The sequence below is a fragment of the Azoarcus sp. L1K30 genome, assembly GCF_018122735.1.
Lineage (GTDB): Bacteria > Pseudomonadota > Gammaproteobacteria > Burkholderiales > Rhodocyclaceae > Parazoarcus.
The window spans coordinates 3,094,837-3,112,742 of record NZ_JAGRRD010000001.1 but is presented as its reverse complement, the minus strand read 5'-3'; the positions used below and the strand labels follow the sequence as shown (position 1 = coordinate 3,112,742).

17 protein-coding genes are annotated in these 17,906 nt (G+C 65.6%); 7 read left to right on the top strand and 10 right to left on the bottom strand.

Going from position 1 to position 17,906, the window contains the following annotated elements; all coding sequences use genetic code 11:
- Positions 1 to 94: 94 nt before the first annotated feature.
- Genes uraD through J5J83_RS14325 form a run of 6 tightly spaced genes read left to right on the top strand, consistent with a single transcriptional unit; the run spans position 95 to position 5,190 of the window.
- Positions 95 to 994: a 2-oxo-4-hydroxy-4-carboxy-5-ureidoimidazoline decarboxylase gene (gene uraD, locus J5J83_RS14350; protein ID WP_212350248.1), complete on the top strand. Its 900-nt coding sequence runs from the start codon at positions 95 to 97 to the stop codon at positions 992 to 994.
- 2 nt (positions 995 to 996) lie between these two features.
- Complete coding sequence (locus J5J83_RS14345) at positions 997 to 2,082, top strand: ABC transporter ATP-binding protein (RefSeq protein WP_212350246.1); 1,086 nt, start codon at positions 997 to 999, stop codon at positions 2,080 to 2,082.
- A gap of 23 nt (positions 2,083 to 2,105) precedes the next feature.
- Entirely contained in the window at positions 2,106 to 3,161 is a 1,056-nt protein-coding gene (locus tag J5J83_RS14340) for an extracellular solute-binding protein (RefSeq protein ID WP_212350244.1), read from the top strand.
- A gap of 15 nt (positions 3,162 to 3,176) precedes the next feature.
- Positions 3,177 to 4,010: an ABC transporter permease gene (locus J5J83_RS14335; protein ID WP_212350242.1), complete on the top strand. Its 834-nt coding sequence runs from the start codon at positions 3,177 to 3,179 to the stop codon at positions 4,008 to 4,010.
- Positions 4,003 to 4,821, top strand: a complete 819-nt coding sequence (locus tag J5J83_RS14330) for an ABC transporter permease (RefSeq protein WP_212350240.1) — start codon at positions 4,003 to 4,005, stop codon at positions 4,819 to 4,821. The genes J5J83_RS14335 and J5J83_RS14330 overlap by 8 nt, the downstream gene beginning before the upstream one ends.
- Before the next feature lie 18 nt (positions 4,822 to 4,839).
- Positions 4,840 to 5,190, top strand: coding sequence for a hydroxyisourate hydrolase (locus J5J83_RS14325; protein WP_212350238.1), 351 nt, complete (start codon positions 4,840 to 4,842; stop codon positions 5,188 to 5,190).
- Between the two features lie 248 nt (positions 5,191 to 5,438).
- Here J5J83_RS14325 and J5J83_RS14320 read toward each other — a convergent pair whose 3' ends face one another.
- From J5J83_RS14320 to J5J83_RS14310, 3 genes are all read right to left on the bottom strand, one after another.
- A complete protein-coding gene (locus J5J83_RS14320) occupies positions 5,439 to 5,861 on the bottom strand; it encodes an organic hydroperoxide resistance protein (RefSeq protein ID WP_212350237.1) in 423 nt (140 codons plus the stop codon).
- A 135-nt stretch (positions 5,862 to 5,996) separates the two neighbouring features.
- On the bottom strand, positions 5,997 to 6,467 hold the full coding sequence (locus tag J5J83_RS14315; protein ID WP_212350235.1) for a MarR family transcriptional regulator: 471 nt from the start codon (positions 6,465 to 6,467) through the stop codon (positions 5,997 to 5,999).
- Positions 6,468 to 6,609: 142 nt separating this feature from the next.
- Positions 6,610 to 7,371, bottom strand: coding sequence for a glucose 1-dehydrogenase (locus tag J5J83_RS14310; protein WP_212350232.1), 762 nt, complete (start codon positions 7,369 to 7,371; stop codon positions 6,610 to 6,612).
- A 193-nt stretch (positions 7,372 to 7,564) separates the two neighbouring features.
- Between J5J83_RS14310 and J5J83_RS14305 the strand changes: the two genes are divergently transcribed.
- Positions 7,565 to 8,473 (top strand): AraC family transcriptional regulator, encoded by a 909-nt coding sequence (locus tag J5J83_RS14305; protein ID WP_212350230.1) that lies wholly within the window; start codon positions 7,565 to 7,567, stop codon positions 8,471 to 8,473.
- A 48-nt stretch (positions 8,474 to 8,521) separates the two neighbouring features.
- On the opposite strand, the gene J5J83_RS14300 is transcribed toward J5J83_RS14305, so the two are convergent.
- The 7 genes from J5J83_RS14300 to J5J83_RS14270 form a co-directional block, all read right to left on the bottom strand.
- Positions 8,522 to 9,091, bottom strand: coding sequence for a hypothetical protein (locus J5J83_RS14300; RefSeq protein ID WP_212350228.1), 570 nt, complete (start codon positions 9,089 to 9,091; stop codon positions 8,522 to 8,524).
- Positions 9,092 to 9,131: 40 nt separating this feature from the next.
- Positions 9,132 to 9,938 (bottom strand): PEP-CTERM sorting domain-containing protein, encoded by an 807-nt coding sequence (locus J5J83_RS14295; RefSeq protein ID WP_212350226.1) that lies wholly within the window; start codon positions 9,936 to 9,938, stop codon positions 9,132 to 9,134.
- Positions 9,939 to 10,134: 196 nt separating this feature from the next.
- On the bottom strand, positions 10,135 to 10,941 hold the full coding sequence (locus J5J83_RS14290) for a glucose 1-dehydrogenase (protein WP_212350224.1): 807 nt from the start codon (positions 10,939 to 10,941) through the stop codon (positions 10,135 to 10,137).
- 5 nt (positions 10,942 to 10,946) lie between these two features.
- Complete coding sequence (locus tag J5J83_RS14285) at positions 10,947 to 13,388, bottom strand: MMPL family transporter (RefSeq protein WP_249115726.1); 2,442 nt, start codon at positions 13,386 to 13,388, stop codon at positions 10,947 to 10,949.
- Positions 13,381 to 14,538 (bottom strand): YCF48-related protein, encoded by a 1,158-nt coding sequence (locus tag J5J83_RS14280; RefSeq protein WP_212350222.1) that lies wholly within the window; start codon positions 14,536 to 14,538, stop codon positions 13,381 to 13,383. The genes J5J83_RS14285 and J5J83_RS14280 overlap by 8 nt, the downstream gene beginning before the upstream one ends.
- Before the next feature lie 69 nt (positions 14,539 to 14,607).
- Positions 14,608 to 15,972, bottom strand: a complete 1,365-nt coding sequence (locus tag J5J83_RS14275) for a DUF1329 domain-containing protein (RefSeq protein WP_212350220.1) — start codon at positions 15,970 to 15,972, stop codon at positions 14,608 to 14,610.
- Positions 15,973 to 15,983: 11 nt separating this feature from the next.
- Positions 15,984 to 17,849, bottom strand: coding sequence for a DUF1302 domain-containing protein (locus J5J83_RS14270; protein ID WP_212350218.1), 1,866 nt, complete (start codon positions 17,847 to 17,849; stop codon positions 15,984 to 15,986).
- Positions 17,850 to 17,906 lie beyond the last annotated feature (57 nt).

The window sequence follows — 17,906 nt, the reverse complement described above, 5'->3', positions numbered from 1 at the left end:
ATTTTGGCAACACATACTTGCTTATTCTGCGATGGACGGCAATACCCGGGGTACGCCAGACTGCAGTTGTCACCGACTTCTACGGCAGCGCACCATGCACCAGACCGACGCCCGTCCGCTTCCATCCAGCCTTGCGCTCGAGCAGATCAATGCCTTGCCGGCTGCGGGCTTCGTGGCGGTGCTGGGTGAGGTGGTCGAGCATTCGCCCTGGGTCGTCGAACGGGCCGCGGCGGCGCGGCCCTTTGCCTCGGTGTGGTCGCTGCATGCCGCGCTGCAGGCGGCGATGCATGCCGCCACGCTGGACGAGCGCCTGCACCTGCTGCGCGGCCACCCCGAGTTGGCCGGGCGCGAGGCGCTGGCCGGCGAGATGACCGACGATTCGAGCCTGGAGCAGGCGCGCCTCGGCCTGACGCGCCTGCAGGCTGCCGAGCTGGCACGGCTGACCGAACTCAACCGCGCCTACCGCGAACGCTTCGGCTATCCCTTCATCACCGCACTGCGCCTGCACCCTGATCTGGTGTCGATCTTCGATGAGATGACGCGGCGCCTGGACAACCCGCCGACGGTGGAGATGGGCATCGCCCTGGCGCAGATCGGCGAGGTCGTGCGCGGCCGGCTGGCCAAGCGCTTCGGCATCGCCTGCGGCTGGCTCAGTACCCATGTGCTCGACACCGTGAGCGGGCAGGCGGCCTGCGGGGTCGGCTACGATCTGCTGGGGCAGGACGGCGACGCGTGGCGCCTGCTCGGCAGCGGCAGCACCAATGCCGCCGGGCGTACCGATCAGCCGATCCTGGTAGATGCTGCCATGCGGGCCGGCACCTATCAGCTCGAGTTCAAGGTGGGCGACTATTTCCGCCGCCAGCACGGTGGTGCGAGCACCGCAGACTTCCTCGACGTGGTGCCGGTGCGATTCGTCATCGGCGCACCGGACCGACACTACCATGTGCCCCTGGTGTGCACACCGTTCAGTTATTCGACCTATCGGGGCAGTTGAGCATGGAAAGCAGACGCGGACACGAGCTTCACCTGGCGGGCATTACCCAGCGCTTCGGCGACTATGTGGCCGTGCGTGACATCGACCTGAAAATCGGCGCGGGCGAGCTTGTCGCCCTGCTCGGGCCGTCGGGCTGCGGCAAGTCGACGCTCTTGCGAATCATCTCCGGCTTCATGCCGCAGACCGAAGGCAAGGTGTTTTTCGATGGCGAGGCTGTCGATCACCTGCCGCCCAACAAGCGCGGCGTGGGCATCGTGTTCCAGAACTACGCGCTGTTTCCGCACATGACGATCCGGCAGAACATTGCCTATGGTCTGGAGGTGCAGCGGGTGCCGGCGGCGCGGCTCAAGACCCGTGTCGACGAGATGCTGGACCTGGTGCACATGGGCGAGTTTGCCGAGCGGTATCCGCGCCAGCTTTCCGGTGGCCAGCAGCAGCGCATTGCGCTGGCGCGCTGCCTCGCGGTCGACCCCAAGATCCTGCTGCTGGACGAGCCTTTCGGCGCCCTCGACAAGAACCTGCGCCTTGACATGCAGATCGAGGTCAAGCGCCTGCAACGCGAATACGGCATCACCACGGTGCTGGTGACCCATGATCAGGAAGAAGCCTTGTCGATGGCCGACAGGGTGGCGGTGATGAGCCGCGGGCGGATCGAACAGATCGCCTCGCCCACCGACATCTACGACCGTCCGGAGACGCTGTTCGTGAACCAGTTCGTCGGTTCCACCAACGTGCTGCCGGGGATTGCGGGCGAGATGGCGGGGGCGGGGCAGCAGGTGACGCTGGCCTGTGGAGAACGCATCGCCCTGGCCGAAGGCAGCCGTCTGGCGACCGGCGCGCAGGTGCAGGTCAGCATCCGGCCCGAACACCTGACGCTGCAGACCGCGCCGCTGGACAACGCCATTACCGGCGTCATCAAGGCGGTGATGCCGCTCGGGCCCCAGGTGCTCTACGACATCGCCGTCGGCGACGGCACGGACATCAAGGTGAGCGTGCCGCGCAAGCGCGGCGACGAATTCCTGCTTTCAGGTACACGCATTTTCGCCGCACCGGTGCCGCCAGCCGGATATCGCGCATTTCCCGTCTGACCCACACATTGGAGTGAACCATCATGAATAGCCGAAATGCATTCTCCCGCAGGGACTTCCTCATGGCAGGCAGTGCGCTGGGTCTGGGGGCCTTGCTGCCGGGCCTCGCCCGTGCCGCTGGCGAGGAACTGGTTGCCGCCACCTTTCCGGGCACCTGGAACGAAGCGCATCGCAACATCCTGAAGCCCGCGTTCATGAAGGGGATCGATGCCTCGGTGGTGCAGTCGATCATTCTCGGCACCGACCAGATTTCGCGGCTCGAGGCCGCAAAGGGTGGGACGCCGCCGTTCGACGTGGCGATCTTCGATTCGCCGCAGGTACTCGATGCGGTCAAGCAGGGCTTGATCATGGAGTATCCGGTGGCGAAGTCGCCGCACTACGGCGAGCTGCTGCCGGCCTTTCAGGACAAGTGGGGCCCGAAGATCTCGATGCAGGTGATCGGCATCGCCTACAACCCCGAGCGGGTGAAGACGCCGCCCACGCGCTGGGAGGATCTGTGGGACCCGCGCTACAAGGGCAGGGTGGGGCTGACCGCGCTCAACAGCCAGCTGGGCATCGCCTTCCTCGCCGAGCTCAACCGCATCAAGGGCGGAACGGACGCCGATTTCGGCCCCGCCTTCAAGGCGCTGCGCGAGCTGCTGCCGTCGGTGGGGGCGATCGCGGCCAACCTCGGGGCCTACGCCACGCTGTGGCAGCAGGAGCAGGTGGATATTGCGCCCTACAACTTCAACTTCGTGCAGACGCTGAAGGGTAAGGGCGTGCCGGTGGAGTTCGTGGTGCCGGAGACGGGGCCGGTCGGCTGGCAGACCAGCATGCATGTGGTGGCGGGCTCCAGGGTGCCCGAGCTGGCCACGCGCTACATCGACACGCACCTCGATGCCGCGGTGCAGGCGGCGATGATGAAGCCGCCCTACGACGTCATTCCCACCAACGGCAAGGTGGCGTTGCAGGGTGCGATGACGCAGACCATTGCGCGCACTCAGGCCGATCTGGAGAAAATCCGCGGGCTGGACTGGGCGGCGCTCAACCCGCAGCGCAGCGCGCTGATCGACCGCTTCAACCGCGAGATTCGCGCCTGACCGGAGGCCTGGACGATGAGCACTGCATCGACGACGCGGCTCACGCTGCCGCTGACCGCGCTGTTTGCGGTGTGCTTTGTGGCGCCGCTGTGCGTGCTCGTCGCATTGTCGCTTGCCGCCGGGCCAGACGGTGGCGTGGCCACCATCGGCCACTACGCGGCGTTCGTGGGCGATCGCTTCAATGCCTCCATCCTGTTCGACACCTTGTGGCTGGGCGTGAAGGCGACGCTGGTGTGTCTGCTGTTCGGTTTTCCGGTCGCGTGGATCTGCGCCCGTGCCCATGTGCGCTGGCAAAGCGTGCTGATCTTCCTGGTGGTGTTGCCCATTCTCACCAGCGTGGTGGTGCGCACGTTCTCGTGGATCGTCATCCTTGGCCGGCACGGCCTTCTGAACCAGATCGTGCTTGGACTGGGGCTGGCCGATGAGCCCTTGCGACTGCTGTACTCGGAGGCGGGCGTCATCATCGTGCTTGCCCAGGTGCAGATGCCCTTGATGGTATTGCCAATCCTGACCGTGCTGTCGCGCATCGACAGCAATCTGTTCGACGCCTCGCAGGCACTCGGTGCGGGCCAGTGGCGTACGCTGTGGCGCGTGGCCGTGCCGCTGTCGATGCCCGGCATCATTGCCGGCTGCATCCTGACCTATGCCGCGTCGATCACCGCCTTCGTCACCCAGACGCTGATCGGCGGTGCGCGCCTGATCTACATGCCGCTGTTCATCTACCAGCAGGCGGTCGGTGCCAACAACTGGCCGTTCGCTGCGGCGATCTCGGTGATCTTCATGGTGGCGGTACTGGTGGTCGTGGCCGTGCTCAATGGTTTTGGCAGGAGGTTCGAGAAACATGTCTGATCCACGCGCTCGTCCGGACTGGGAGGCCGTGTCGCTGCGGCTGGTGTTCGGCCTGCTGGCCGCGGTGGCCCTGATCTTTCTGGTTGCCCCCACGCTGGTGATCCTGATCACGTCGTTTACCGACAGCGAATCGCTGCGCTTTCCCCCCACGGGCTTCTCGTTACGCTGGTACGAAGCCCTGCTCGATGCCGACCAGATGCAGCGTGCGGCATGGAACAGCCTGCAGATCGCGGTATGTACGACGCTGCTGTGCGTACTGCTCGGGACGCCGGCCTCGATTGCGATGGCACGCAGCCGCCACCCGTGGATACGGGCCTGCGATGTGCTGTTCATGTCGCCGCTGTTGCTGCCGGCACTCGCCTTCGGTTTCGCGGGCCTGATTTTCGTCAATCAGATGGGGTTCCGGCCGAGCGTCACCTTTCTGGTGCTGGGGCATACCATCGTATGCGTGCCCTTCGTGCTGCGCACCACGATTGCCGCGATGACACAACTCGACCCCGCCCTGCTCGATGCCTCGCGCAGCCTGGGGGCGAGCGAATGGACGACCTTTCGCCGCGTCACCCTGCCGCTGATTGCGAAGGGGATCGCGGCCGGTGCCTTTCTGGCGTTCATGGCTTCGTTCGACAACGTGCCGGTTTCGCTGTTTCTCGCCGACGAGCGCACCGAGGTGTTGCCGATTCACCTGTGGCAGCAGATCGAATCCAACCTCGACGTGCGTACGGCTGCGGCGTCCGGCGTGATCGTCATGCTCACGCTCGGACTGATGATCATCGCCGAGCGCACCGCGGGCCTGACCCGCCAGATGCGATAGGGCCGCGCCATGCCGGGCATGTCGATTCATGTGGTGGATGTCGCCAGCGGCAGGGTGGCGCAGGGCATGCGGGTGGAGGTGGACTTCGCCGCAGGCGACGCGGGGGTTTTTGCCGCGATTGCGGATGGCACGATCTCGTCTCGCGGTACGCTCGATGCCGCCGCGCTGTCGGCGCGCTTCGAGCCGGGGCGGGTGCGGGTGCGTTTCCATGTGGCGGACTGGTATCGCACGCAGTCCCAGCGTCTTCCCGCCCCCCCGTTTCTCGACGTTGTGTGCTTCGAGTTCGGCCTGTCCGCACCGGACGAGCATTACCACCTGCCATTCAAGTGCACGGCATGGGGGTATTCGTGTTTCCGTGGCGGGGCATGAGGGTGGATGGCCCATTGCCAGGCCGATCGGGTGACGGGTGCCTGGCTGACGCAGCAGGTGGCCGGATGCCGGATCGGTTGCATGGAGAACCTGGACCTCCCCCATCCAAAGTGGCTTGCGACCGCATTGCCCGCCAGGCAGCGCTCGGGCAAGCGGGTGTTGAGCGGTGCGAACGCTGCGGCCTGGCAGAGGGGCTTCCGCCGCGACGGGGGCGCCCGTTCCGGCCCCCCGCCAGCGTCAGCGGTGCATCAGACCAGCGTCAGCGTGACACTGATGTTGCCGCGGGTGGCGTTGGAGTAGGGGCACACGATGTGAGCCTTGTCGACCAGCGCGCGCAGTACATCCTTGTCGACGCCCGGCGCGGCGATGCGCAGTTCCACCTCGATGCCGAATCCGGTCGGGATGGGGCCGATGCCGACGATGCCTTCGATGGTCAAGTCATTGGGCAGGGCGATCTTTTCCTTGCCGGCGACGAATTTCATCGCCCCCATGAAGCAGGCCGAGTAACCGGCGGCAAACAGTTGCTCCGGGTTGGTCCCGTTGCCGCCGGCGCCGCCGAGTTCCTTCGGCGTGGTGAGCTTGACGTCGAGCACGCCGTCCGAACTGACGGCACGGCCGTCACGGCCACCGGTGGCTTTTGCATGGGCTTGGTAGAGGGCTTTTTCCAGCATGTTGATACTCCTGTCAGGGTGCGACGTTGGGGTTGGTTCTGCTCCGGCTGTCGCCTTTCCGGAGAGATTGATTGCGATTAAATCGTGTGCGATTAATATGGTGTAGGCTTTGGGGTCAGGCGTGTCTGCGCATGCTCAGCCCGCTTGCAGTAGGTGATCGCGCAGGGTTTCGAGTTCAGCCTTGAGTATCCCGAGGCGCGCGGGCGTGCAGCCAGTGGCGCACAGCACGTCGGCGGGAATGCCCCTGGCCTGGTGCCTCAGTGCCTGCCCTGCCGGGCTCAGCGTGACAATGACCTGGCGTTCATCGGCCCGTGCCCGTGCGCGCGACACCAGTCCGGCCGCTTCGAGGCGCTTGAGCAGCGGTGTCAGCGTGGCGGAGTCGAGCGCCAGCTGTTCGCCGATCTCGGACACGATCTGCTCACCCTTTTCCCACAGCACCATCATCACCAGATACTGCGGATAGGTCAGCCCCAGCGGGGCGAGCGCCTTCCGGTAGACCTTGTTCATCGCCAGGCTGGCCGAGTACAGCGCAAAGCACAGCTGATCGTCGAGCCGAAGCGAGAAGTCGGTGGTGGTCGTTGCTTGCAGGGTGGGCGTCGAGTTCATGTGCGGCAGTTTATGTAGGACACTATTTAATAGCAAGCACAATCATTGGATGCGCCAACAATTGAACAGGTCCGCTTGAGTGAAAAAATGCCCGGCGCGGGGCCGGGCAAAGAGGAGGGGCACCATTTCCCCTGTTCAGTGTTCAGGCGACGGTCAGTCCGCCGTCGGCCACCAGTGCATGGCCGTGCACCAGCGAGGCGCGCGGCGACATCAGCCACGCCACGGCCTCGCCAATCTCTTCCGAGGTGCCCATACGGCCGATCGGCTGCAATTTGTCCCATTCCGAGGCGGTGTCGGGCTGGGCGGCAATCACCATGTCCACCATCGGGGTGCGGATAACGCCCGGGCATACTGCATTGACCCGCACGCCGCGGCTGCCGTATTCGAGGGCGGCGGTCTTGGTCAGGCCGATCACCGCGTGCTTGGTGGCGCAATAGACCGACAACCCTGGTTTGCCGACGATGCCGCCTACCGAGGCGGTGTTCACGATGGCACCACCGCCGCGCGGCAACATGAGTTCGATCTGGCGCTTCATGCCGTACCACACCGCTTTGAGGTTGATCGCGACAAGGGTGTCGAAGGCGGCTTCGTCGTGATCGGCGAGTGCCGCGCCGGGCCCCGGTATGCCGGCATTATTGAATGCGCCGTCGAGGCGACCGAACTCCTTGATGGTGAAATCGTGCAGCGCATCGAGCTCGTCCAGCTTCGAGACGTCGGTGCCGATGGCTATGGCACGGCCGCCGCTCGCGCTGATGTGCTGCGCCGTCTCTTCTGCGCTGGCGAGCTTGAGGTCGCTGGCGATCACGATGGCGCCTTCGCGCGCCATCACCTCGGCCGCGGCGCGGCCGATGCCTGATCCGGCCCCGGTGACGATCACTACGCGTTGTGCGAGCAGTCCCTGCATGTCTGTCTCCTGTTGTGTGGCGGCCCTCGTGCGGGGCGCCCTGGTGCCGAGCACTCTAGCCCGCTGGCGATCCGGCGCGCGTGGCGGAGGATAACTTTCGCGATATCTGCAAAGTCCTGCCCTGTATTTGGAAAAACGACGCGCCTACAATGGCTTGCATAAGAAAAGCAGTACCCATACAGAGGAGACATAGATGGGCGCGCTCGTATCGACCCCTCAACTCATTGCTCACGCCACCAGTTCGGGGCCTGACTATGTGATGGAAGGCCACAATGGCGCGATCTTCGGTGCGCGCTGGAATCATCCGGCAGGCGAATCACAATTGCGCCGCAACGCGGAACACGTGCTGGTCTATCACCTGTCCGGCAATACCGACGTCGAGCGCCTGCAACAAGGCATGGTCACCGGCTTTCGCTCACGGGTTGGATCGGTGACTTTCATGCCGCGGGATTCCGAATCGGACTGGCGCCTGGGCGGCAATACGCAGGTGATCCACCTCTACCTGCCGCAGGCCATGCTCGATGGTTTTGCCCGCGATACGCTGGAGTGCGATGCGTGCCCGGAGATCGACGACTTCTTCGCAGTCAACGACAGCTGGCTCGATGGCTTCTTTCGCATGCTCACGAGCGAGGCGCCACCCGCGGCAGGGCATGGCACACGTCTGGAAACCCTGGTGCTCGACCAGATCCAGAGCCTGTTGATCCGTCACCTCGTGACGCACTACAGCCGGGAACGCCGCGCCGATTGCGAGCGCGTGCTGGAGCGCGGCGCTGGCGGCAACCAGCTGCGCCAGAGCGTGCTGAAGCGGATTACCGCGCTCATCCATGAGCGTCTGCACGAAGACATCCGGCTACAGGACCTGGCCGATCTCGCCTGCATCTCCAAAGACCATTTTCTGCGTGCATTCCGCGATACCGTCGGACAGACGCCTTACCACTATGTGCTGTCGCAGCGGCTGGAGCGGGCGAGGGTGCTGCTGCGCGAAGAGCAAAGCCTGCCGGTGGCGGAGATCGCCCGTCGCTGCGGGTTCAAGAACCTGAGCCATTTCTCGGCGACGTTCAGGCGGATGACTGGCGTGAGCCCGAAGGGGTATCGGGGCTGAGTCGGGGGCGGCAAAAGGCGGCAGCAGATCAAGGTCCGCGGACCAACCTCAGCGGACCGACAGCGCCCCGTCACTGAACCGTATCGATAGCACCCGATCCGCTGCGGCGACTTCGACGGCATCGCCTTGTTGGTTGATCGTCGGTGGCGTCTGGATCCACAGACCATATCGGGCGTGTGGCGCCAGGTCTGCGATGGGGACGCCAAGTGCAGCCCGGACGGCTTCGAGGTCAAGCTGCGCGAGTATCTCGTTGTGGCGATCGATGACCATCACGGCGAGATCGCTGCGCACGTTCAACCATTCGTCGAGCAGAACGACCTGTCCTCCGTCGCCCACGAGGACGAAGCGTGGGCGCGGCCGGTGGGGCAGGGTTCGCGTCCACAGGACCTTGCGCGCCGAGGCGTCGATCCGTAACAGCGTGGCCGTTGCGCGAGGCGCATGCGGACTGCCTTGCGGCTGCAACGCCAGTTCAAGAACGAAAGTCCCCGAAGGGGAGGCCCGTGTCTCGGATTCAGGCGGCCGCACGATGACGTCGGCCGCTTCGACCCCGGTACAGGCCTGTAACAGCGTCAATGCCAGGACCAGACAGAAAAGGGACACGACACGGAGCGGCAGCATGGCCGCCGCCGTGTCGGCACCGGATTTGAATCGGGCACAATCAGGCAACAGCCTTCCTGCGCGTCAAGCGGGCGCCAAGGAGCGCAAGCGCAGCCAGCAGCAGCGTGCCGGGTTCCGGGACGCTGTTCGTCACGTCAGATACGAAATCGCTCGAACGGGCCTCGGCGATCTGCTGCGCGGTCAGCTTTTCGAGTCCGAGCCCATCCGGATTCACATCGCCGAGATCCTGCGCAATGCTGCGACTTCCGCCCGAGGTCAGCAGGTTGTCCGCGCCGCCCGCGCCGAAGTCGTTATGCCCCAGCCCCAGAACATGCCCAAGTTCGTGCGACAGCGTATCGACCCGCCCGATCGGCGAAAAGTCATACACCCACTTGGTCATTGCGAACCAGCCGCCCGACGTGCCACAGCCATACAAACTGCCAAACCCGTAGTTTCCGCCGCAATCGCTCAGGTCGTTGACGAACCAGAGGTCGATGATCGATGCGTCGCCGACGTTTCCGAGATCGGAGAAGTTGGTCTCGTTCAGACGGGCGGAGCTATTGACCTGCTGAATGGCCAGGAAATTGACGATGATGTCGGCTTGCGCCCAAATCTTCTGGGTGAATGCGTTGAAGAGGTTGGTGACAGCGCAATTGTTGCCGGCGTCGTCGCAGACCTGCCAAGGCTGAATGGTGACTTGCATCACCGGCAGCGCGTGAGCAGGCGCCGAGGCAAACGCGGTCGCCGCGATCACGGCACCGGCTTCGAGGACGCGACGCAGGGCACTCTTAAGCTTGCGGGCGTGATTCCGAATCACTTCACTTCGAGGGGTGATCACACGGACAGCGGAGAGACGCAATGTTTTCATGATTGTCAGTGTCCCGGGCAAAAAACCTGACCGAGCAATATCCACGCCACGGATCGAATTGCACTGAACAATTTATTTGCAATTAGATACATAGATCGTCATATCAAGGATGGTGATAGCAACCAAATCCTGATGACTGTAAGAAATTCCGACAGTCGCAGTGTGGCGGATTTCAATGCCCGTAGCCCTTGTCGCGTCATCCGAAATGGGACGGTGGGATGCCCGCCGTCTGTCCTCCATCGACGAACAACTCCGTTCCGGTGATCATTGCCGCGGCGTCAGACGCGAGGAACACGACGGCCGCCGCGACGTCGGCGGGCGTTGCCAGTCTGCCGATCGGCACGAGCCGCGACATCGCCTGCATCATCGCGTCACGCCCGCCGTACAGCGCGGCGATCGGGTCCAGCATTTCGCTGTCCACATAGGTCGGGTGGATGGCATTGCAGCGGATGGGGTGGCCTTTGTGCGCGCAGTGCAGCGCCACCGATTTGCTCAGCATGCGCAGGGCGCCCTTGCTGGCGCAATAGCCGGCGAGATCGGGCGCGGCATGAGTGGCTGCGATGGAGCCGACATTGACGATGGCGCCTGGGCGGCCGCTGCCGGCCATGGCGCGGATGGCGTGCTTGCAACCCAGGAAGGGGCCGGTGGCATTGACCGCCAGCAGACGGTTCCAGTCGTTCAGGGTCAGGTCCTCGAAGTCGCCACCGAGGCCGATGCCGGCGACGTTGGCGAGGATGTCGAGGTGGCTTTCGGTGGAGAGGACATAGTCGAGCGCGCGGCACCAGGCGGTCTCGTCCGTCACGTCGAGATGTACGAAACCGGCGGCCACGCCGATGGCGTCCGCGGTCTCCCAGCCGCCGGCTTCGTTGATGTCGGCGACGATGACGCGGGCACCTTGCGCGGCCAGTGCGTGGGCGGTGGCGCGGCCGATGCCGGAGGCTCCGCCGGTGATGAGGGCGACGCGGCCGGTGAGGTCCATCAGGCGGGTTTCGATCGGGATCATGGTGTTCAGCTCCTTTGCGGTTCGGCCACGTGAAGTTCGGGCGCGGTGTGATGAGTCGTGGATGGAACGGGGGGCGGGGTGACCGATGCCGGCTTGGGCGTGGGCAGCAGCAGACGGGCCAGGGCGGGCAGCAGCACGAGGGCGCCGACCATGTTCCACAGGAACATGAAGGTGAGCAGCAGGCCCATGTCGGCCTGGAACTTGATCGCGGAGCCGACCCAGGTGAGCACGCCGACCGCGAGTGTCAGGCCGGTAAAGGCGACCGCGCGCCCGGTGGTGGCGACGGTGAGCAGGTAGGCCTCGGCCAGCGGGTGGCCGCGCTCGAGGTAGGACTGCAGGCGGTTGTAGATGTAGATGCCGTAATCCACGCCGATGCCGACGCCGAGCGCGATGACCGGCAACGTGGCCACCTTCACGCCCAACCCCATCCACGCCATGATGGCCTCGCACAGAACCGAGGTGATGTAGAGCGGCACCACGATGCACAGTGTGGCCCGCAGCGAGCGGAACTCGATGAGCAGCAGCAGCGCTACGATGGCGTAGACCAGCATCAGCATGGTGCGCTCGGCGTCGCCGATGACCTCGTTGGTGGCCGCTTCGATGCCCGCATTGCCGCCAACCAGGGTGAAACGCACCTTGTCCGAGTCGTAGCGGGCGGCGAAGTCGCGCACGGTGGCCATCCCCGCCGACAGCGTGGCGGCCTTGTGGTCGTTGAGGTACACGACGAAGGGCGTCATCGCGCAGCCGTTGCCGATGAACTCCTTGGGCGTCTTCTGGAAGGCGCCGCCGAGCGCGTACTTGTTGCGGCTGATGGCGTACCACTTGGGGTTGCCTTCATTGTTGCCGGCGAGCACGCGATAGGCGAAGTCGGACATCGACATCGTGCGCTGCACCCCGGGTACGCGTTCCAGCTCGGCGGCAAGCAGGTCCATGCCGGCCAGTACCTGGTAGTCGCGGCAGCCCTGCGGCGGGGTTTCGGCCATCACCACGAACACGTCGGTGCTGGTGGCGTAGTGTTGCACCAGGTAGGCGGCGTCGCGGTTGTAGCGCGAATCGGTGCGCAGCTCGGGCGCGCCGGGGTCGAGGTCGCCGATCTGCAGGTCGCGTGCACCCCAATGGCCCAGCGCCAGCAGGGCTGCCCCGGCGAGCGTCACGACCGCCGCCGGTCGTGGCTGTGCGCAGCGTGCCACTTGCTGCCACATCCAGGGCAGGTGGGCGCGGCGGTTGCAAGCGTGGGCCACCGCGGCGGGCGACACGCCGGTCCAGGACATCAGCACCGGCAGCAGGAACATCTTGCTGAAGATGATCACCGCCACGCCGATGCTGGCCGAGATCGCCAGCTCCTGGATCACGCCGATACGGATGATCAGCAAGGTGGCAAAGCCGACCGCGTCGCACAGCAAGGCCACCGTGCCGGCAACGAAGAGGCTGCGGAAAGAGCGTTTCGCGGCCTCGATCTTGTCGGCACCGTCGAGTGTCGCGTTGGCGGTGGCGTTGATGTTCTGCACCGCGTGGCTGATGCCGATTGCGAAAGTGAGGAAGGGCACCAGGATGGAGTAGGGGTCCAGTCCGTAGCCCAGCAGGCGCACGATGCCGAGTTGCCATACCACCGCGATCAGGCAGCACAGGATGGTGGTGGCGGTGCTGCGCAGGCAGCGCGAGTACCAGAACAGCAGCGCGGCAGTGAGGACCAGGGTGAGCAGGAAGTAACCGAGGATGGGGACGGCCGCATCGATGAGCTCGCCGATGACCTTGGCGAAGCCGACGATGCGGATGCCCACCGCGTCGCGCTCGTAACGGGTGCGGATTCGCTCCTCCAGATCGGTGGCGAAGCGGCCGTAGTCGAGGCGTTCGCCCGTCTCCGGGTTGCGTTCCATCAGCGGCACCAGCACCAGCGCCGAGCGCAGGTCGTTGGCAACCAGGGTGCCGACCTCGCCGGAGCGAAAGACGTTGGCGCGAAGCTGGTCGATGGCGGCAGGCGAGCCGTCGTAGCCGTCGGGAATCACCGGGCCGGCTTCGAAACCTTCGGCGGTGACCTCGCCCCACATGACGTTCGGCGTCCACAGCGAGCGCATGCCGGCGCGGTCCACGCCGGGAATGTAGAAGATCTCGTCGTTGACCTTGCGCAGCACGTCCTGGAAGGCGGGGTCGAAGATATCGCCATGACGGTTCTCGACCACCACCCGTACCACGTTGGAGAGGCCGCGCAGGCTGTCCTCGTGGGTGAGATAGTTGGCGATGGCCGGGTGGTGGGTGGGAATCATCTTCTCGAAGCTGGCGTCCGGGCGCAGGCCGAGCGCGACCCAGCCCAGCCACAGCGTAAGCAGGGCAAAGACGGCGACGGTGGCGGCGCGGTGACGGAAGAGCGCTGCTTCCAGCCGGCGTTCCAGGTGCTTCAGCACGCCACCGTGCGAGGGCCGGGCAGCGGATGTGGAGGCTTCATTCATGGCTTGCTGCTCCTGACGATCCGGTGGTTGCGGGGGCGAGGCCGCCCCAGCCGGCCAGCACCCATCCGGCAGGTCCGAATGCGGCGGCGGTGAGCGGGCGGCCGTCGCCGGCCGGCAGCACGTCGAAGTGCTCACCGTTGGTGCGCAGACGGACGCCGTTGTTGCCTACCAGCAGCACTTCGTCCGCGGACCGCGCGGCACCATAGAGCGCGCTGCGAGTGCCACTCTCCACCGCTTGCCAGCTCACGCCGAGATCGGCGCTGCGCAGTACGCTGCCGTCGAACCCATAGGCCAGCACGGTACGACCGTCTGCCAGGCTGATCAGGCCGTAGAGTCCGCCGTCGGTGAGATCCGGCTGTGCCTGCCAGGTGGCGCCGGCGTCGTCCGAGCGCAGCATCAGCCCGCGTTCGCCGGCGATCAGCATCACCCCGGGGGCGGGGGAGGCGATGGCGTAGAGATGGAGGTCATGGGGGTTGGGCAGGCGGTCTGCGAACAGGGTCCAGTGCTCGCCGCCGTCGATGGTGGTGAAGGCCATGCCGAAGGCGCCCACCGCGTAACCTTCGCGCGGGTTGCGGAACCACACGCTCATGAAGGGCTGCGAGGGACCGAACGAGACCGCCTGCTCGACGCCGGCGAGCCCGTCTTCGGCTGCGGCGAGGGCATTCTCGGCGGTATCGCGCGCAGCGCCGGAGGCGTCGTCGCGGGTCTTCCGTGCGCGGTCGACCCGGGTCTTTGCCCAGCGCAGCATCTGCGTGTTGGCGTCTGCGCCGTCGAACTGACGCTGCCAGCTGGCGCCACCATCGCGGCTGTGAAGGATGACGCCGTCGTGACCCACCGCCCAACCGTTCCGGGGCGAGGGAAAGTGCAGCGCGGTCAGCATCACTGCCACCGGCACGGCGGCCTGTGTCCAGTGGCGGCCACCATCGTCGGAGTAGACGATGGTGCCGCGTGCGCCAGCGGCGAGCATGCGCGTGCCTGCGCTTACCAGGCTGGTCATCAGTTGGGCCGTTGCTCGCGGTGTTTGCGGCGACGGTGTGTCGAGAAGGTCGATCGGTGCGGTGGCGGTGCGTGGTGCCAGACCGGCGCCGGCAGTGGCGGCAGCGGCCAGCACGGCAATTGCCGCCAGGGTGGCAAGGGGAAAGCGCGTCATGGAGATATCCCTGTGGGCGGGGCACCGGGTCGAGCCGGTGCCCCCGATGTGCGCGGTCGTGGCCGCTGCTTACTTGGTGCCGCTGCGGCGCAGAGCGTCGGGGTCGAAGTCTGCGCGCCGCGCCTTGGCGCCGAAGCGCCACGGTCCTTCTTCGTTGCTGAGCCCGGCGACGAAATAGCGACCGTCCTGCAGGTCGTACATGTTCTCGAAGGCGTAATAGGGCAGCGGCAGGTCGTAGTACTGCATCAACTGGGCCTCGCCCACGCGCCACAATTGGCCGCGCCCGTCGTACTGTTCCTTGACCGCGATGGTCCAGCTGTCCTCGTCGAGGTAGAACACGCGCTTGGCGTAGATGTGACGCGCGCCTTCCTTGAGCGTGGCCTCCACGACCCACACCCGATGCAGCTCGTAGCGGGTCAGCGCCGGATCGAGGTGGTGCGGCTTCACTACGTCCCTGGCCTTGAGCTTCTTCGAATGGATGGCATAGCTGTTGTAGGGGATCAGCATTTCGCGCTTGCCGACCAGCTTCCACTCGTAACGGTCGGTGGGGCCGTTGAACATGTCGTAGTCGTCTTCGGTCCGCGTGCCCTCGGAGAAGCTGCCCGGCGAGTCGTAGATGATCTGCGGGGCGCGCCGCACGCGGCGCAAGCCGGCGTTATAGACCCAGGCGAGGCGGCCATCGCGGGCGAAGTCGAGCGGTTCGTGCACCATCACCACTTCACCGGTGACGTCTGCCGGCGAGTACATGCGTGCCATGAAGTACCAGAAGCGGTTGTCTTCCTGGCGATCCATGTTCTGCGCGAAGATCCAGCTTTCGTCCACGCCGTAGGCGTTGAAGCTGCCGTTGGGATTGACGGCCCCGATCAGATGGCGGCGCTCGATGCCGCCGGCGCGCGAGCGCACTTCGTGGTTCCAGATCGCCTCCAGACCGTTCTTCGGTATCGGGAAGGGCACGGCGCTGCGGTCCCAGTTATCCAGCCCGGTACCGCCCGGATTGACGGCGATCGCGCCGGCCTGCGCGCGAATGCGGTCGTAATCGGCCTGTGGCAGCGCCGCGCTGCGGTGGGTGGGGTAGACGTCGAGACGGTAGGTCTCGGGATAGCGCTTGAGCATGGCGATGTGGCCGTCGGACAGCACCTGCCTGTATTGCTCCCAGTTCTGCGCGGTGACGGTGTAGAGCGGCTTTTCGTCGGCATAGGGGTTGGCGTGGCCCTGATTGATGTCGAAGCCGGCCGGCGGTTTGGTGAGCCCGCCGGTCCACGCCGGGATGGTGCCGGCGGCGTTGCCGGCGCGCTCGGCGCCGACTGGGGTAAGGTCCTTGCCGAGACGGGCGAGTTCGTCCGCGGTCATGGCGGCGTGGGCGCTGCCGATCGCCAGCAACAGCAGCAGGCCGGCGAGCGGTCGGGCGGATCGGGCGGGGTGAAATCGACGCATGTTCATTCTCCTTAGAAGGCCACGCTCAGGCTGGCGGCGAGGAAGTCCTTGTCGCGGTTGGTGTCCCAGCGCGCGCCGTCGATAAAGCGGGTGTAGGCGATGTCCACTGTCCAACGCCGGCCATCGGACAACCGCGACAGGGCGAGCCCTGTCCCCAGGGTGCGGCGGTTGTCCAGAAAGGTGCCGTCGGCGGCATTGCCGTGGACGTCGTGAGACCAGTACAGGCGAGGCTTCGCGGTCCAGCCCGCGATAGCATTTGGGTACTCCAGCTCGCCGAGCAGGCGGTAGCCCCACGCGAACGGGGTGACGAATCCGTCCTGCGCGCAGTTCGCGGGGGTGTCCATGCCGGCGATGTTGGCGGCGCTGCAGCCGGCAGGGGTGGCCAGTGCGGGGTTGGTATAGGACGGATGCCAGGCGGTGCCGAAAGTGAAGGCGCGGCCATAGCGCACGCCGGTCTTCGCGTCGGGCAGGTCCGGCGCCCAGCTGAATCCGACCTCGCCCACCGCGAGCAGCGACTGCGCGCCAAGCACCTGGCTGAAGACATTGATCGCACCGAGCTGGAGCTGGATCTTGTCCATGCGGTCGTAGCCGAGAATGGTGGCGCCGGCGGGGTCGTAGTTGCGGTGGCCGACCAGCGGACCCTGTGTGCCGTCGGACACGCCGAACTGGACGAGATCGCCGCCGTTGATCTGCACCGGCAGGTCGAGGGTGTAGGACAGCTCGGCCATGACCGAGGCGCCACCCAGCGTGTTCGACAGGCTGAGGCCGAAGGTCTTGATGTTCTCGGCGGAATAGTCGAGACGATAGGACAGCGGTGCCACCGAGCCGTAGAGCGAGCCCGGTTCGGACGGCTTGCTCGACAGGCTGAGGAAGGGCGTGCGGGTGTGGTAGTTGACGTAATACAGGCCGATGTCGGTCTCGCTTTCCGGTTCCAGCCAGTGCAGGGCGAGCCCGTACTGGCCGGCATCGGAGGGCTTGGCGTCGTCCAGCCGCAGTGAGCGTACGTTGAGGCCGCCCAGCGCGTCGATACCGTCGTAGTGCTCGCGGTCGGAGAACGCGTCGGGGCCGAACTGCGAACCGCCGCAGTTGATGACGTCGGCGGGCGAGAAGAAGGTGCCGCAGCCGTCGATGACGGTCTTCTTCCACTGCAGCTGGTAGAAGGCCTCCAGGCTGACGCCGCCGGGCAGGCCGAGGTTGCCGTAGAGCAGCGGTACCGGTAGCAGGATCTCGCGCACTTGCGCGCCTGCGCGTCGGGCAGCGGGCACGTCGATCGGATTCACCACGTTGACGCCCTGGATGAAGATGCTCTCGCCCCAGTTCACCACCTGGTTGCCGAGTCGCATGTTCAGCCGGGTGTTTTCGCCCAGTTCCCAGTCGCCGTAGATGAAGGCATCGAGAATCTCGGCGCCGGTGAATTTGGCGGCGTCGTCGAAGTGATCGTCGTTGAGGCGCGTACCCGGCACGTAGCCGTTGTCGAAGTGGCCGTGATCGACCCTGGTGTTGCTCAGGGTGAAGTCGTGCCAGGCCTTGGCCCGGATGAGCGCGCCATAGTTGCGGTAGCGCAGTTCGGCGTCGCCCACGACCTTGAGCGTGGTGGAGGTGACATCGTTGCGATCGAAGTTGAGGTCGCCGTCATCGGTGCTGCCGCCGCCTGTGCCGGGCTTGCCGTCGTTGTGGTTGGCGTTGCCGAAGGACGTCAGTGCGGCGTCGCGTCCCTGCATGCGGATGTTGGTGCCAAGGCTGGCATTCAGCGTCCAGGTGCCGGTCACCTCGTCGCCGAGGCGAAAGTCTCCGGCGTGGGCGGCTTGGCCAAACCCGGCGATGGCGAGGGCGAGACAGGCCCGCTGCAGGCCGTGCCCGCGAGATCTTGTATACATGATGTCTCTTATACCCCTCTGACGCTGCCGACGAAGAGGATAGTGGAGATTTCGGCG